Here is a 14,208-nt window from a genome sequence, read left to right as displayed (position 1 = left end):
ATATGCGAAGGAGGCACCTTCATCTGGAACCGGCATATAGTGTCGGTATACAGAGGAGGTGCCTTTTCATGATCGCCCACTTATGCTGGATTGGAGCCGTTTACGCTCTGGCTGCCCTTGCAGTCCACGCGCTGCATGCCCGAAAGAGCAGACCAAGGGTGTGCGTCGGCAGGGAAGGCTGCTGCATCCTCATCACGCGAAACCATCAGGATGTGGTCGAGTGGTATATTCGGACGTTGGGATTGCTCTCTCTGCTGGGAGGCGTCCGCATGCGGATGGCCGTGGAGGATTGCGGCTCGATGGATCAGACGATGGAAATTGTAAGACGGCTGGAAGGGAAGTGCGCAATGGAAGTGGAGATCCGTCCGTACAGAGGGGACGAGAGCCGAAAGGCTCCGACCGAAGCGGTACTGGATCTGCGGTTCCGCAGCGGGCCGCTCGGACTGTCCGCCCTGCGCCGGGTGTGGACGACGGGAGTGGGGGAAGCCAAGCATTGAGGACACGGAAGAAACCGATAGAGGCCGAATCAGGAATGGGAAGACCAAAGTGAAGCACACTTGTGGTCCCTGCGGGGAGCAAGTGTGCTTTTTGCGTTGTTCGGGGCCTTAAGAGCGCGTCCATTACATGATGAATAGGAATGGGACAAAGAGGAGGAACGTAATGAAAGCAGGGGTTTATGCCGTTATGGACAAGAGGGAGTGGCGCTTGCGGCTGACGCTGGACTGGAGAGTCGATCAGTGGTGGTGGAGCGGACAAGGGCTCGCCGGACCAGAACCCCACCCGGGCCGGCCGGTTCTTCTGCACCCCGCTCTGCCGCTGAGCTGGGCGTCGGAAGCGCTCCGCAGGTTCCGGCCCGAGCCGGACATGCAGCGCTGGGACAGGGACAGATGGAGAGAACACTTCAGCGTTCTCATGAAGGAAATCAGCGGCGGCCGGCATGGAACCCTGGGCTCCTCCGGCGTGAAGCCCGGCGGTTGGCCGGAGTGTGGCGGAGGCGAGGAGCCGCCGCTCCCCTCCGCGGCAGCGCTGCTGGACAGCGCGGGCCGGCTTGCCGGGCTGCTGAGGGGCCGCTCGCTGCTGGCGGAAGAGGCCGAGGCGCTGCTGGCCGAGCAGGCGCCGGAGCTTCTTGCCGCGCCGTGGCGCAGCGCGGCGCAGCTCGCCTACCTGCAGGGCCGGCTGGACCTGCAGGCCGCCGTGCAGCCGCGCTCCTCCGGCGCGCGGCCCGGGACCCTCCGCGCCGGGCTGCGCCGGCGCCTCCTCCCGCGGCGCGCCTTAAGCGCCGCGGACGGCCCGCGCTGCCTGCGCTGCGGCAGCGCTGCGGAGGGCCGCACGGCCTGCGCCGCGTGCGGCCTGGACGGCTGCGCCTACTGCGAGGCCTGCCTCGCGCTCGGGCGCAGCCGCTCCTGCGCGCTGCTGCTGCGCAGCGCGCCGCCCGGGCCGGCCGTGCGGGGCACGGCCGCAGGCGGAGCCCCAGCCGCGCAGCGCTGGGGCCTGAGCGCGCCGCAGGCGCGGGCCGCCGAAGCGGCGCTGGCGGCCATGGCGGCCGGGCGTGAGCGGCCGCCCCTGGGCCGGGGCGCAGCGGCCCAAGGCCCGGCCGGTCCGCGGCCGGATGAGCCACCCGGGCGGTTTCTGCTGTGGGCCGTAACCGGAGCGGGCAAGACGGAAATGCTTTTTCCGCTGCTGGATTCGGTTCTCGCCGCGGGCGGACGGGTACTGGTGGCTACGCCGCGCCGTGATGTGGTGCTGGAACTGGCCCCGCGGCTGGCCAGAGCGTTCCCGGAATACAGCAGAGCCGTTCTGTACGGAGGGAGCACCGACCGCTGGAGAGAGGCAAGTCTGACACTGGCGACCACCCATCAGCTGCTGCGGTTCTACCGGGCCTTCGATCTGGTCATTATCGATGAGCTGGACGCCTTTCCTTACCATAACGATCCGATGCTGAGCTACGCCGCTGAATCGTCCTGCCGGCCCGGCGGGTTCTTCCTGTATCTGTCCGCGACGCCGCCCGCCGGGCTGCGGGCTGATGTCCGGCAAGGCCGGGCGGGAGCCGCCCGGGTGCCGGTCCGCTACCACGGTCATCCTCTCCCCGTACCGCGCCGGATTGCCATGCCGGGGCTATCGCAATGCTTGAAGCGGGGGAGTCTTCCTTCACGTCTTCGGGAGGAGCTGCTTCACTCGGTGGAGCGGGGCGCCCAGGTCTTCGTCTTCGTTCCCCGGATCGCAGATATTGAGCCGCTCCTCGCTCTGGTCCGCCGGATACTGCCGGATTCCGTTCCGGCAAAAGGCACTTCCTCCCGAGACCCGGACCGGAATGAAACCGTGGAAGCTTTCCGGAAACGGGAGATCCGGGTGCTGCTGACAACGACCATTCTGGAACGGGGGGTTACCGTCCCGGGAAGCGATGTCTACATTCTGGATGCCGATAATCCGCTCTTTGACGAAGCGGCGCTGATCCAGATGGCCGGACGGGCGGGAAGATCCAAGGAGGACCCGAATGGCTGCGTCCGGTATGCGGCCGCCTCCTGGACCCGCGCCCAGCGCAACGCCTGCCGCGAGATCCGGACGATGAACCGGGTAGCCCGGCGAAGCGGCTATCTTGCCGCGCACCGGAAGGGGGGAGTCCGATGAAGAAGCGGAACGGCTCCGCCATTTTGGAAGCTCTGCTGGCTCCTGCTTCCTTTGGCTGTCTGGCTTGCGGACGGCGGGGCGATCCTTCACCCGTGCTTCCCGGGATTTGCCGAAAATGCGCGGCGGAGGTTCCGTGGATTGAGCGGCCCCGCTGCCGCAAATGCGGACGGCCGTCAGGCTGTCCGGACTGCGCCAGAGGGTCGGCGCGGTTATCGGCCTGGATCTGCAACCGCAGCGCCGTCGCCTATTCCGATGCGATGCGGGATTGGCTGGGCCGGTACAAGTACCGGGGAGACCAGCGGTTTGCCGAGCCGCTGGGGCGGATGCTGGAGCAGGCGTACCTGCGGCTTGCGGAAGAGAGGGGAAGGCTGGAGAGGAACGCTGCCATCCGGGGAGAAGCTGCGGTTGACGCAGGTGTTCTGCCGCGGGCCTTCGCTTGGCTGCAAGGCGCGCTGGGTGCCGCCCATCCGGCGGGACCGAGAGCCGGGCGGTCCTGGCAGGCTGACCTGCTCGTCCCCGTGCCGGTCAGCGCGGTCCGTCTTGGGGAGCGGGGGTTCAACCAGGCCGAGGAGCTGGCCTGTCTTCTGGCCGGACGCCAGGGTCTGGAAGTGCTTCCCTTGCTTGCGCGCTCCCGTCATACCGGCAAGCAGAGCTTCAAGGGAAGAGCCGAGCGAATCGCAGACATGAAGCGGGTGTTTGTTCCGGACCCGGAGGCCCCTGAGATGCTCCGGCGATGGCTGGCTCCCGGTCCGGTCCGGGAAGGACGCGCCCTGAGAGTCGTCGTGGTGGATGATATCTATACCACCGGCGCGACCGTCACCGCCTGCTGCGAGGCGCTGGCAGAGCTGCTTGCAAGCTGCGGAATGAATATGCAGCTCTACAGTCTGACCTGGGCGCGTTCCTAGGCATGGAGCTCCCGAAGTCCAAAAAATGCGGAGCGGACGTCTGGCGGAGATAGACGAACCCGCCGCAATCATGTAATGTAGAAATCATAGAGTTTCGGTTAAGAATAACAGGGTAAGGAAGGAGCGGCACGGCAGATGAACCTCGATAATTGCCCAAGATGCGGCCGTTTGTATGTCAAGAATCCGTCCGAAATGTGCCAGTTCTGCTTTAAAGAATTGGAGAAGCAGTACGAGACCTGCGTCAAATATTTGAGAGAGCACCGCGGCGCCAATATTCAGGAGCTGTCCGACGCAACGGAAATACCGATCAAGGAGATCACCCGGTTTATCCGCGAAGGACGCATTTCGATCGCCAACGCGCCGAATATGACCTATCCCTGCGAGGTGTGCGGCACCCTGATCCGGGAGGGGCATATGTGCGACAATTGCCGATCCAGGTTAACCAAGGATTTAACCCAGGCCGCCAAAGAGGCTGCCGACGCCGAAGCCGCCAAGCGTGCCGGACATGGGGCTTATAAAGCGGTGGATAAGCTTCGCGACCGGTAAGGAAATGGAATTTGGGACGTAAAAATTGGCCTGCGCTATAAAGAATGGTTCAATAACGGTCGATAAACTTAGTAAAGATTATCGGCCTTTTACATTAGAAAGAAGGTGTATAATTGTGAAAATCAACGATACCGGACGAATTAATGCGATTAATCCGTATCAACGAAATATGGAATCGCAAAGGCAGGAAGCCATGAAGAAGACTACGCGCAAGGATGAAGTCACGATTTCGACTGAGGCGATGAAGCTGCTGGAAGCGCAGAACAATACGAAAGTCGATACCGAACGCGCCGCCCGTATTGAAAGCCTGAAACAGCAAGTATCCGCCGGAACCTACCATGTTGACGCCGCCAAACTCGCAGATAAACTCGCCCCTTACTTCAAGCCATCCTCCGAGAATTAGGTGAATGCATCTATGTCAGTAACATCTTTGATTGAGCTGCTGGAGCGGCTGGATGACAGCCACCGTCAAATGCTGGATCTGGCCGCCTCCAAGAAACAGGCGATCATGACCAACAATATCGATCAGCTCACCGAAATCCTCACCAAAGAATCCAGATTAATGAAGCTCAGCGGGCAGCTCGAGAAAGAGCGGGAGCAGGCGGCTTACACCTTCCTTCAGAGTGTGGGCATCCGCTCGAATCTGCAGTTGAACTTAACCGAGCTGTCCCGGCTGGTCTTTGATCCCGACGATAAAGCCCGCCTGCTGCATATTCAGGGCCAGCTGGCAGATACGCTCAGCCGCTTGAAGAAAGCCAATGAGCTGAATCAGAGGCTGATTGAACAGTCGCTGGATTTTATTGATTATTCTCTGGATCTGCTTGTAGGCAGGCCCAGTCAGGAAGTAACCTATCAGCATCCCGCCAGCGGGCCTGTCGCGCTTAAACGTCCGGGATTGTTCGATGCGCGGGGATAATCCTCCTGAAGCCATTAAAGGATTTGCGCCGATATGCCGATAATCTGAATAATGACGCTCAAAACGGTTAACCGCCAACTTATCCAGGGCGACGGCGAGCCGTTTCTTCTTTATCCGGGGCCTTTGGACCGGCATGAATTCATGATCAGATGCTCGGGAAGCGCTAAGCCTTCGAATGAGCATGAGGAGGAACATTTCCAGTGACATCTACTTTCCACTCCATAGAGACGGCCCGGCGCAGTCTGTTCACCCAGACCGCCGCGCTCAATACCACCGGGCACAACATTGCCAATGCCAATACGGAGGGCTATACGCGACAGACTGTCAAAATGACGGCTTCCCGTCCCATCGAAGCCTACGGGTTCGGGAACTCGACCGTACCGGGACAGCTCGGTACAGGCGTCGAATTCGGTTCCATTGAACGGGTTCGCGAGAATTTCCTGGACGATCAGTACCGGGGAGAGAATGCGGCTCTCGGCAGCTGGACGATTCAGTCGGATACGCTGGACAAGCTGGAATCCATCTTCCAGGAGCCGTCCGATACGGGAATCAGCACCGTTATGGATAAGTTCTGGAAATCCTGGTCGGACCTCAGCAAGAATCCGGAAGACGGCACCGCCCGGAAGATCGTGGTTCAGACTGCGCAGTCTCTGACGGATGCCCTGAATTACATGAGCCGGCAGCTGCAGAATCTCGACAGCGACCTGTCGACCAATGTCGATGTTAAGTCTACGGAAATTAACGGCTACCTGTCCTCTATTGCCGACCTGAATCAATCTATCTTTCGGATCGAGAGCATGGGCGACAAGGCCAACGACCTGCGGGATCAGCGCGATCTGTTGACGGACAAGCTGTCCAAGATTATGAATGTCAGCGTCCTGGAGACGGGAACCGGCTACAATATTGCGATGGGCTCCACCACGCTTGTTCAAGGCTTCACCGCTTCCCCGGTAACTTCTGAAACGCTGAACAGCGCATACGGAGACGGTTCCACCGGAGATCTCAAATCCGGCGAAGTCTACGGCATGATTGCCTCCAGCAAGAAATACGTCAGCGATTATAAAGCCCAGCTCGACAACTTGGCCCGGACGATGGCAACCGGCGCTGTGGAGATTACCGTACCCAAGGGTTCGGTCCTGCCGCAGGGAACGGTTCTCACGAGCGATGCGTCAATTATCCAGGCGGACGGCACAGCGGCAACGCTTGCCGCAGGCCAGGCTATGCCGCAGGGAGCGACACTGAACGCCGACGTCAAGACGACGGTGAACGGTCTGAACGGCCTGCACCAGCTTGGATATACGATGGACGGCACGCTCGCGCCGGGCGAACCTCTGTTCACAATTAACGGAGACGGCGACACGATTACAGCCGGGAACATCGTCTTCAATCCCGAGATTGCGGCCGACGCCAATCTGCTTGCCACTTCCCTGCGCACCTCGGGGACGGGCGATCAGGAGAAGGTGATGCAGGGCAACAACACCCTTGCGCTGCTGATTTCCAATCAGCAGACGGGAACCTTCGCGTCTTCAACCGGCATCAAGGGAACGCCGGGTTCTTTTTACAAGACGATGATCGGTCAGCTCGGCGTTCAATCACAGGAAGCCACCCGGCAGACGGAGAACTCCAATTACCTGGTGGAACAGGTCAATGCCAGACGACAGTCGGTGAGCGGGGTGTCGCTTGACGAAGAAATGTCTAATATGCTGGTCTTCCAGCATGCCTACAGCGCCGCTGCGCGTTTTATGACCACCTATGATGAAATGCTCGATAAACTGATCAATGCTACCGGTACGGTCGGCAGATAAGGAAGGAGGACGGAGACATGCTAAGAGTTACATCCAACATGATGAATTCCCAGCTGCTGCTTAACCTGAACCGCAATAACCGGGCAATGAACGACACCCAGCTGCAGCTGGCGACGGGGCGCAAAATCAATAAGCCTTCCGATGACCCGGTAGGCATTACGTATTCCCTGCGGTATCGGAGCGAGCTGTCGGCCAATGAGCAGTACCAGAAGAACTTGGACAGTACGGTCTCCTGGCTGGATTACAACGATACGATTATGTCGCAGGCGGGAGAAGTCGTTCAGCGTCTGCGCGAGCTCACAGTCAACGGAGCCACCGGAACCAATCCCCAGTCTGCACTCGACAGTATCAATGCTGAGGTTACCCAACTGAAAGCGCAGATGGTGGATATTGCGAACAGCCAGCTGAACGGGAAGTATATCTTCAACGGACAGCAGTACACCGATAAGCCTTACGATTCCGCAGATCCGAAGAATACGATTACGGATACAGGTTCGATCAATTACACCATCGGAGAAAGTGTGCAGCTTCCGATCAATGTGACGGGCAATGACTTCTTCGGCGCCAAAAGCGACCCGGATAACATATTCGCTATTCTCGATAATATTTCCCAAGCGCTGACCAGCGGCAATCAGACCGCCCTGTCCAGCGAATTGTCGAATATCGACTCGCGCACCGACAAAATGCTGGCTGTCCAGGCGGATGTCGGCGCTAAAACGAACCGCGTCGAGCTGATGCAGGGCCGGCTCAGCGACCTGGAGACGAATCTCACGGATCTTCAGTCCAAGACGGAAGACGGAGATTATGCAGAGTTGTTGATGCGCTCCAAGGTAGAGGAGAATATCTACAATGCTTCTCTCTCCGTCGGGGCCAAGATTATCCAGAACTCTCTCGTGGACTTCATTAGATAGAAGGTGACGGCGTGCAGCCTGTTCTTCAAATCATCCAGACTCGCGGCATTCTGGAGATGCAGACAACGCCGGGCGCTTACTCAATCCGGCAGCCCAAAGCGGATTTGAATATCCAGACTACACCCGGGCAGCTTCGCGTCGAGAGCGAAGCGCCTCAGCTTCAGATTGACGGAAGCCGGGTCCGGTCCTCGATGACCGGCGGCAACTGGCTGGAGATGAACCAGAGGATCTATGACGGCATCAAGCAGCGGGTGCTCCAGAACATTGCATCGCGCATGCAGCAGGGAGACCGGATGATGAATTATCAGCGTCCCGGGAACACCATTGCCGAGATTTACGGATCGGACTGGCAGCCCCAGCCTTTTCCCGAGACCCGCACTGCTGCTTCCAGCGACAATCTGAATATCCGGATTATTACTACAGAGCCGTCCGTTACGTTCAGGCCCTCCAGAGTCAACGTGGAGGTCACCGCTCATGCGCCGCAGATTGAATATAACCGGGGAAGCATCAGCTTCTATATGAAGCAGTATGCCGGTGTTCAATATATTCCGCCCGAAGTGGATATGCAATTATAGTGAATAGCCATAGAGGTAACGTTTCGTGCCTGCTGTGGCTTTTCTTATTTCCGGCGATCCATCATAATGAGAGAAAGGCCGCCGGGCATGGTGTGAATTGAAAGGAGACTTTTAGGATGAAAGTGGAAACAACCGCATGGGGAACACTCGAAATCGAAGAGGAGCAGCTGCTGAGCCTGCCCAAGTCGCTCCCGGGTTTTGACGATATCACGAACTTCGCGCTTCTTCCGGCAGAGCAGGAACCGTTTTATTATTTGCAGTCTCTGGACAATGCCGATTTGTGCTTTTTGCTGCAGAATCCCTTTTATTTTTTTCCGGATTATCAATTCAATCTGCCCGACGATGAGGCCGAAGAGCTGGAGATTACGGATCAGACTGGCGTAGAGGTCTACTGCATCACAACGGTTCGGTCCTCCATCAAGGAGTCGACCGCGAATCTGCTCGCTCCCCTTGTGGTGAATCCGGCGAAACGTGTCGGCAAGCAGGTCGTCCTTCATCAATCAGGTTACCAGACCAGACAGCCGATCTGGATATCCGAACCGGACAAGCCGGAAGAAGGAGGGGTATAGCATGCTTGTGCTCAGTCGCAAAAAGGGAGAAAGCATCATTATCCAGGACCACATCGAGATTAAAGTCCTGGCCGTAGAAGGAGATACGATCAAATTGGGCCTGGTTGCCCCGAAGCATGTGGATATCTTCCGCAAAGAGATTTATCTGGAAATCCAGGAGGCGAACCGGGAGTCGGCCTCTGCGAATCCGAATGGTCTGGCAGCCCTGCTGGGCCAGTTGAAGGATATCGGCACAGAATAAATTCTTCATTTTTTTTACGTTTGGTATTAACAACCTCCTCATACGAGTCGATATATGTATTAGGCACCCGGCAGGGGGGCGGCCGACTTTACCGGCAGGGTGCTTACCACATGGATGTGGAACTTAACGATCTCAGGGAGGAAATATAAAATGATTATCAACCACAACGTAGCGGCGCTGAACACTCATCGCCAACTGGCAGTAAACACAGCGAACACCAACAAGTCGATCGAGAAGCTGTCTTCGGGTCTTCGCATCAACCGTGCGGGCGACGACGCAGCCGGCCTGGCGATTTCCGAGAAAATGCGCGGCCAGATCCGCGGTCTCGACATGGCAGCCAAGAACTCGCAGGACGGCATCTCGCTGATCCAGACGGCTGAAGGCGCACTGAACGAAACGCACTCCATTCTGCAGCGTATGCGTGAACTGGCCGTTCAATCCTCGAACGACACGAACACCAACAAGGACCGCGAGTCCCTGCAAAAAGAAGTGGACGAACTGGCGAAGGAAATCACTCGCATTTCCAACACGACAGAGTTCAACACCAAGAAGCTGCTGGACGGTTCGGCGAAGAGCGGCTCCGGCGTAACGAGCGCAGCCAACCTGAACTTCCATATCGGCGCCAACAAGGACCAGAACATTACGCTGACCATCAACGCAATGGACGCTAAGACGCTGGGCGTAACAGGTACTTCCGGAACGAACTCTGCAGCAAGCGCTGGTACTGAAGCCAAGGCTGCTACCGGTATCAGTATCTCCACTCAGTCTGCGGCCAACGCTGCAATCAGCACTATCAACACTGCAATTGAAACGGTATCGACCGAGCGCGCTAAGCTGGGCGCTTACCAGAACCGTCTGGAACACACCATCAACAACCTGAACACTTCTTCCGAGAACCTGACTGCCGCTGAATCCCGTATCCGCGACGTAGACATGGCGAAGGAAATGATGTCCCAGACCAAGAACAACATTCTGGCTCAGGCTGCGCAAGCGATGCTGGCTCAGGCTAACCAACAGCCGCAGGGCGTACTGCAGCTCCTGCGTTAATCGATTAGCAGGCTTTAAGCTGATCCGCGATGAATGGAAGAGAATTGCCCGACCGATCCGGTCCGGGCAATTCTTTTTTTATGCGCTCCTGCAGCCGTTTAAAGACAGCCGGAACCTAAGAAAAACCGGAGATTTGCCGATATAAGAGGTATCCTAATTATCAGAGGAGACTCGCCGTATGAATGCCTCTATAGCTTTATGCATGATTGTGAAGAATGAACAACAGGTGCTGGAACGCTGCCTGGACAGCGTCAAGCATGCTGTGGACGAGATTATTATTGTCGATACCGGTTCGACTGACGATACCCTGACGATCGCCCGACGCTATACCGATAAAATCTATCCCTTTGCCTGGACCGACAACTTCTCGGATGCGCGGAACCACTCGATCCGTCAGGCGACGAAGGACTATATTCTGGTTCTGGATGCCGACGAGTATTTGGACCCCGAGTCCAACCTGCAGGCTGAACTGGAGTCCCGGCTGGACTATTATCTTCTTCCGATCAAGAGTTATCTGTCCGGAGGAGAGAGTTCAACGCACCGCGCCGTCCGGCTGTTCGCCAACCGGGGGGAACTGAAGTATGAGAACCATCTGCATGAACATTTGAATCTGCTGGATCATCCGCAGCTGACGGGCGGAGAATCCACACGGATTCTGATTCACCACAGCGGTTATCTGGATGAAGCCATGCAGGAAAAAGACAAGATACAGCGGAACCTGGCTCTGATGAAGAAAGCGCTGCGCGCTCATAAAGACGGGTATAACCTGTTCAATATGGGCAAGACCTATATGGCTCTGGAGGATTACTCCAAGGCGGTTCAGTGTTTCAAAGAGGCGTATCCCCTAAGCACCGGCCGTGTCTATCTGCCTGAACTGATTACCAAACTGTCTCTGTGCCTGGGAGAGCTAGGGAGAAATGAAGAGGGATTGAACATCCTTAAGGACGCCGTCAATCTGTATCCGGATGAGACGGATATGCGTTATGTCCAGGCTCTCTTATATAAGAAGGCGGGATATTTGAAAGATGCAGTGGCCGCCTATGAGGCCTGCCTGAAGATGGGCGACCGGGGAAGCACGGTGACTGAAGGAGCGGGAAGCTACAAAGCGCGGGTCTCCCTGGCGGAGATTTACCGGAACCAGCGGAAATGGTCCGAAGGATTTGAACAGGTCCTTCAGGCGCTTCAGGTAAAGAGCGGCTATGTCCAGGCGCTTCGTCTTTATTTTGAAATTACGCTGAAAGCGCAGATCCCCGCACCGAATGTTCTGGAGACGATCGGACAGTTCTCGGCAGTACGGACGGTCGAGCAGCTTCAGACGCTGCTGGATGTTCTCTATGCACAGCGCCACCCTTTAATGGAAGAAATTCTGAAGGCCTATCAGATTACGGCTCAGCCGCATATCCGGATGATTTCCAAGCTCTATGACCGGCAGTATGACGCTGCGTATGCCGAGTGGCAGGAGAGCGGGGATGCTTTTCCCAACGAAGTGGGAGCGGATTTGGCTCTGCTCGCCTATCTTCGCGGGGATGCCGAACTGATGAAGGCGGCTGTCCCTCGCCTGAATGCCAGCCAGCGCGAAGCCAAACTGCTGTACAAGTGGATCGGGGAGGGAACCTTGGATCCGAAGCAAATGACGAGCTTGGTGGAAGAACTCCTAGTAACGGTATCGGAACGGCTGCTGGTGCTTCGGGAGAACGAAGCTTTCGGGGCGGTATCCCGGCAGTTGGAGCAGAGTAAGCGCGAGGTGCAGTGCCGGCTGGCCGATATTTTGCTGGACTACGGTCAAGACAAGGCTGCGTTTGATCTGTTGGTGAAGCTCTATGAGAATCACCCCGATGAACCTCGAGTGCTGGAGCCTCTGGGTGATCTCTGCTGCAAGCTGGGCTACTGGGACGATGCCGAAGTGCTGTACGCCAAGCTGAAAGAGCAGAAGCCGGTCTACCGTTCGCTGGAAAGATTGTACGGTCTCTATGAGAGCCGCCGCACCTTTGAAGGCATGCGCATTGTCTGGCAGGAGATTCACGAGCGCTTTCCTCTCTCGCAGTGGAAGCTGACTCTATAAAATCGCAGCCGATTTCTTCACAAAAAGCGGTTGTTTTCCGATATAGGTGTTATCAATCAGTTTGATTTCGGAGGTAAAGCAGATGGATGTTCAATTCTCCTTGTCCGCGCATCCCGTCAGTCCTATCAAATCAGTGGTTTCAAGCGAGCCGGGGTTCAAGGGAGGGAATGTAGATTCAAGAGCCGATCAGATCAACACCAACCTCGAATTAAACCAGGCCGAACGTCAAGGCGTCAAGGTGCCGATCGGGGAAGAACAGCTGATCAAGGCTATTGATAAAGCGGTCAAGGCGCTGGAGGGTCCATCTACGACTCTGGAGATCAGCATTCATGAGAAGACGCACGAGCTAATGGTGAAGGTGCTTAATAAAGATACCGGTGAACTTATCCGGGAAGTGCCCCCGGAGAAGACACTCGATCTGGTTGCCAAGATGATGGAAATCGCCGGAATTCTCATTGATGAACGTGTCTAGGAAGGAGTTGAAGACTCAGACATGACTATGCGTATTAACGGATTATCTTCAGGCATGGACATCGACAGTATTGTCAAAGAGCTCATGACTGCCAAACGGCAGCCGCTGACCAAGCTCAATCAGTCTAAGACTCTGCTGGAATGGACACGGGACAGCTACCGGGAGATTAACAGCAAGCTGGTAGACTTCAAGATGAACAAGCTGTCCAACTGGAACAAGACCTCCCAAATGAACACCCAGCAAGCCGCCGTCACCGGCAATACGACAGCAGTGAAGGCGGAGGCCTCTGCCAGCGCCACGAATGTCGATATGACCGTAACGGTGAACAAGCTGGCGACGCGTTCCAGCGCCGAATCGGATGCGCTTATGAGCAGTTCCACTGGCAAGAAGGCTACCGGTGCCACCCTGCTCTCTGACCTTGCGCATAGCGGAACGGTCACCCTTCCAAGCAAAGTTACGATTAACAACGTGGAGATTGGAATCAGCAGCACCGATACTCTCTCCACATTCATTAACAAAATCAATGGCAGTGATACCAAGGTGAGAGCCAGCTTCGACGAAATAAGCGGCAAGCTTTCTCTGACTTCCACCCTGGACGGCTCCAACACCTATCTTCAAGCCAATCAAATGGACAGCTCTCTGAAGAGTCTGTTGAATCTCTCCACCTTTAAGGACGCCCAGAACGCAGAGGTCGTTATCAAATCCAGCAAGCAGGGCGCCAACGAAAACGGAGTGACCTATACGCCTTCCTCTAACTCGCTGCTGGTCAACGGCGTCCAGCTGACGCTGCTGCAAGAGTCGAAGGCGGCGACGGGAACGGCGGTGCCTTCGAACATCAGCCTGACTACCAATACAGACAAAGCGGTAGAGACCATTAAATCCTTTGTCGAGACCTATAATTCGCTGGTCAGCTCCATGACGACCAAAGTCGAAGAAGCGAAATACCGGGATTTTGCCCCGCTTACAGATGAACAGAAATCGGCCATGAAAGAAGCCGATATTACGTTATGGGAGTCCAAGGCCAAGAGCGGCCTCCTCAAGAATGACGATATTCTCAAGACGGCCATTTCCAATCTTAGAGCGGTTGTCTCCAATCAGATGGGCGGTCTGAGCGACCTCGGCATAACGACCGGCCAGTACTATGAAGGCGGAAAGCTGTACCTCAATGAGTCTAAACTCAAAGAAGCGCTGACAGCCAACCCGCAGAAGGTGACCGATCTGTTCCAGGGAACGGCGGGAAGTGTGAAGGGCGGCATCTTTACTCAATTGTCGACAGCGGTGGATAAAGCTCTGGATAATATCGCCGCGAAGGCGGGGACGTCCAAGTTTACGACGGATTTGACAACCACCTACAAGACCGAGAGCGTCATGGGGCGGATGCTCAAAGACTATAACTCCCGCATTGACACACTGACGGACCGATTGACGGATATGGAAACGCAGTACTACAAGCAGTTTACCGCCATGGAATCCGCAATGAATAAATACAATTCACAGTCCAGCAGTTTATCCAGCTTTATTTCGGGCTGAG

15 protein-coding genes are annotated in these 14,208 nt (G+C 56.6%); all 15 read left to right on the top strand.

The features are described from left to right. The first annotated feature begins 68 nt into the window (after positions 1–68). The 15 genes from RBI05_RS08450 (at position 69) to fliD (ending at position 14,207) form a co-directional block, all read left to right on the top strand. On the top strand, positions 69–497 hold the full coding sequence (locus tag RBI05_RS08450; protein WP_310550763.1) for a hypothetical protein: 429 nt from the start codon (positions 69–71) through the stop codon (positions 495–497). A gap of 163 nt (positions 498–660) precedes the next feature. Continuing rightward, positions 661–2,628 (top strand): DEAD/DEAH box helicase, encoded by a 1,968-nt coding sequence (locus RBI05_RS08445; RefSeq protein ID WP_310550762.1) that lies wholly within the window; start codon positions 661–663, stop codon positions 2,626–2,628. After that, complete coding sequence (locus RBI05_RS08440) at positions 2,625–3,533, top strand: double zinc ribbon domain-containing protein (RefSeq protein WP_310550761.1); 909 nt, start codon at positions 2,625–2,627, stop codon at positions 3,531–3,533. The genes RBI05_RS08445 and RBI05_RS08440 overlap by 4 nt, the downstream gene beginning before the upstream one ends. Before the next feature lie 135 nt (positions 3,534–3,668). Next, complete coding sequence (locus RBI05_RS08435; RefSeq protein WP_150459489.1) at positions 3,669–4,079, top strand: TIGR03826 family flagellar region protein; 411 nt, start codon at positions 3,669–3,671, stop codon at positions 4,077–4,079. Between the two features lie 115 nt (positions 4,080–4,194). Further along, on the top strand, positions 4,195–4,482 hold the full coding sequence (gene flgM / locus RBI05_RS08430; protein WP_150459488.1) for a flagellar biosynthesis anti-sigma factor FlgM: 288 nt from the start codon (positions 4,195–4,197) through the stop codon (positions 4,480–4,482). Between the two features lie 12 nt (positions 4,483–4,494). Continuing rightward, positions 4,495–4,995 (top strand): flagellar protein FlgN, encoded by a 501-nt coding sequence (locus RBI05_RS08425; RefSeq protein ID WP_150459487.1) that lies wholly within the window; start codon positions 4,495–4,497, stop codon positions 4,993–4,995. Positions 4,996–5,195: 200 nt separating this feature from the next. Further along, positions 5,196–6,800 (top strand): flagellar hook-associated protein FlgK, encoded by a 1,605-nt coding sequence (flgK, locus tag RBI05_RS08420; protein WP_310550760.1) that lies wholly within the window; start codon positions 5,196–5,198, stop codon positions 6,798–6,800. A gap of 17 nt (positions 6,801–6,817) precedes the next feature. After that, positions 6,818–7,711, top strand: a complete 894-nt coding sequence (gene flgL, locus RBI05_RS08415; RefSeq protein ID WP_310550759.1) for a flagellar hook-associated protein FlgL — start codon at positions 6,818–6,820, stop codon at positions 7,709–7,711. A gap of 11 nt (positions 7,712–7,722) precedes the next feature. Continuing rightward, positions 7,723–8,286, top strand: coding sequence for a DUF6470 family protein (locus RBI05_RS08410; protein ID WP_310550758.1), 564 nt, complete (start codon positions 7,723–7,725; stop codon positions 8,284–8,286). A gap of 116 nt (positions 8,287–8,402) precedes the next feature. Next, the gene (gene fliW / locus RBI05_RS08405; protein ID WP_150459483.1) at positions 8,403–8,855 is read left to right on the top strand and encodes a flagellar assembly protein FliW; all 453 of its coding nucleotides are present in this window, start codon (positions 8,403–8,405) and stop codon (positions 8,853–8,855) included. Between the two features lies 1 nt (position 8,856). After that, positions 8,857–9,096: a carbon storage regulator CsrA gene (csrA, locus tag RBI05_RS08400; RefSeq protein ID WP_150459482.1), complete on the top strand. Its 240-nt coding sequence runs from the start codon at positions 8,857–8,859 to the stop codon at positions 9,094–9,096. Between the two features lie 150 nt (positions 9,097–9,246). Continuing rightward, on the top strand, positions 9,247–10,143 hold the full coding sequence (gene hag, locus RBI05_RS08395; RefSeq protein ID WP_310550757.1) for a flagellin Hag: 897 nt from the start codon (positions 9,247–9,249) through the stop codon (positions 10,141–10,143). Between the two features lie 178 nt (positions 10,144–10,321). Further along, on the top strand, positions 10,322–12,205 hold the full coding sequence (locus RBI05_RS08390) for a glycosyltransferase (protein WP_310550756.1): 1,884 nt from the start codon (positions 10,322–10,324) through the stop codon (positions 12,203–12,205). Positions 12,206–12,287: 82 nt separating this feature from the next. Beyond that, entirely contained in the window at positions 12,288–12,677 is a 390-nt protein-coding gene (locus RBI05_RS08385) for a flagellar protein FlaG (RefSeq protein ID WP_310550755.1), read from the top strand. Positions 12,678–12,698: 21 nt separating this feature from the next. Further along, positions 12,699–14,207 (top strand): flagellar filament capping protein FliD, encoded by a 1,509-nt coding sequence (fliD, locus tag RBI05_RS08380; RefSeq protein WP_310550754.1) that lies wholly within the window; start codon positions 12,699–12,701, stop codon positions 14,205–14,207. Position 14,208: the final 1 nt, after the last annotated feature.

It is taken from the genome of Paenibacillus glufosinatiresistens (assembly GCF_031470375.1).
Classification (GTDB): Bacteria; Bacillota; Bacilli; order Paenibacillales; family Paenibacillaceae; genus Paenibacillus_AQ; species Paenibacillus_AQ glufosinatiresistens.
This window is presented reverse-complemented; position numbering and strand designations above follow the sequence as displayed.

Coding starts and splice junctions, on each gene's coding strand:
- RBI05_RS08450 (WP_310550763.1), top strand. CDS start 69: ATGATCGCCCACTTATGCTGGATTGGAGCCGTTTACGCTCTGGCTGCC.
- RBI05_RS08445 (WP_310550762.1), top strand. CDS start 661: ATGAAAGCAGGGGTTTATGCCGTTATGGACAAGAGGGAGTGGCGCTTG.
- RBI05_RS08440 (WP_310550761.1), top strand. CDS start 2,625: ATGAAGAAGCGGAACGGCTCCGCCATTTTGGAAGCTCTGCTGGCTCCT.
- RBI05_RS08435 (WP_150459489.1), top strand. CDS start 3,669: ATGAACCTCGATAATTGCCCAAGATGCGGCCGTTTGTATGTCAAGAAT.
- RBI05_RS08425 (WP_150459487.1), top strand. CDS start 4,495: ATGTCAGTAACATCTTTGATTGAGCTGCTGGAGCGGCTGGATGACAGC.
- flgL (WP_310550759.1), top strand. CDS start 6,818: ATGCTAAGAGTTACATCCAACATGATGAATTCCCAGCTGCTGCTTAAC.
- fliW (WP_150459483.1), top strand. CDS start 8,403: ATGAAAGTGGAAACAACCGCATGGGGAACACTCGAAATCGAAGAGGAG.
- csrA (WP_150459482.1), top strand. CDS start 8,857: ATGCTTGTGCTCAGTCGCAAAAAGGGAGAAAGCATCATTATCCAGGAC.
- hag (WP_310550757.1), top strand. CDS start 9,247: ATGATTATCAACCACAACGTAGCGGCGCTGAACACTCATCGCCAACTG.
- RBI05_RS08390 (WP_310550756.1), top strand. CDS start 10,322: ATGAATGCCTCTATAGCTTTATGCATGATTGTGAAGAATGAACAACAG.
- RBI05_RS08385 (WP_310550755.1), top strand. CDS start 12,288: ATGGATGTTCAATTCTCCTTGTCCGCGCATCCCGTCAGTCCTATCAAA.
- fliD (WP_310550754.1), top strand. CDS start 12,699: ATGACTATGCGTATTAACGGATTATCTTCAGGCATGGACATCGACAGT.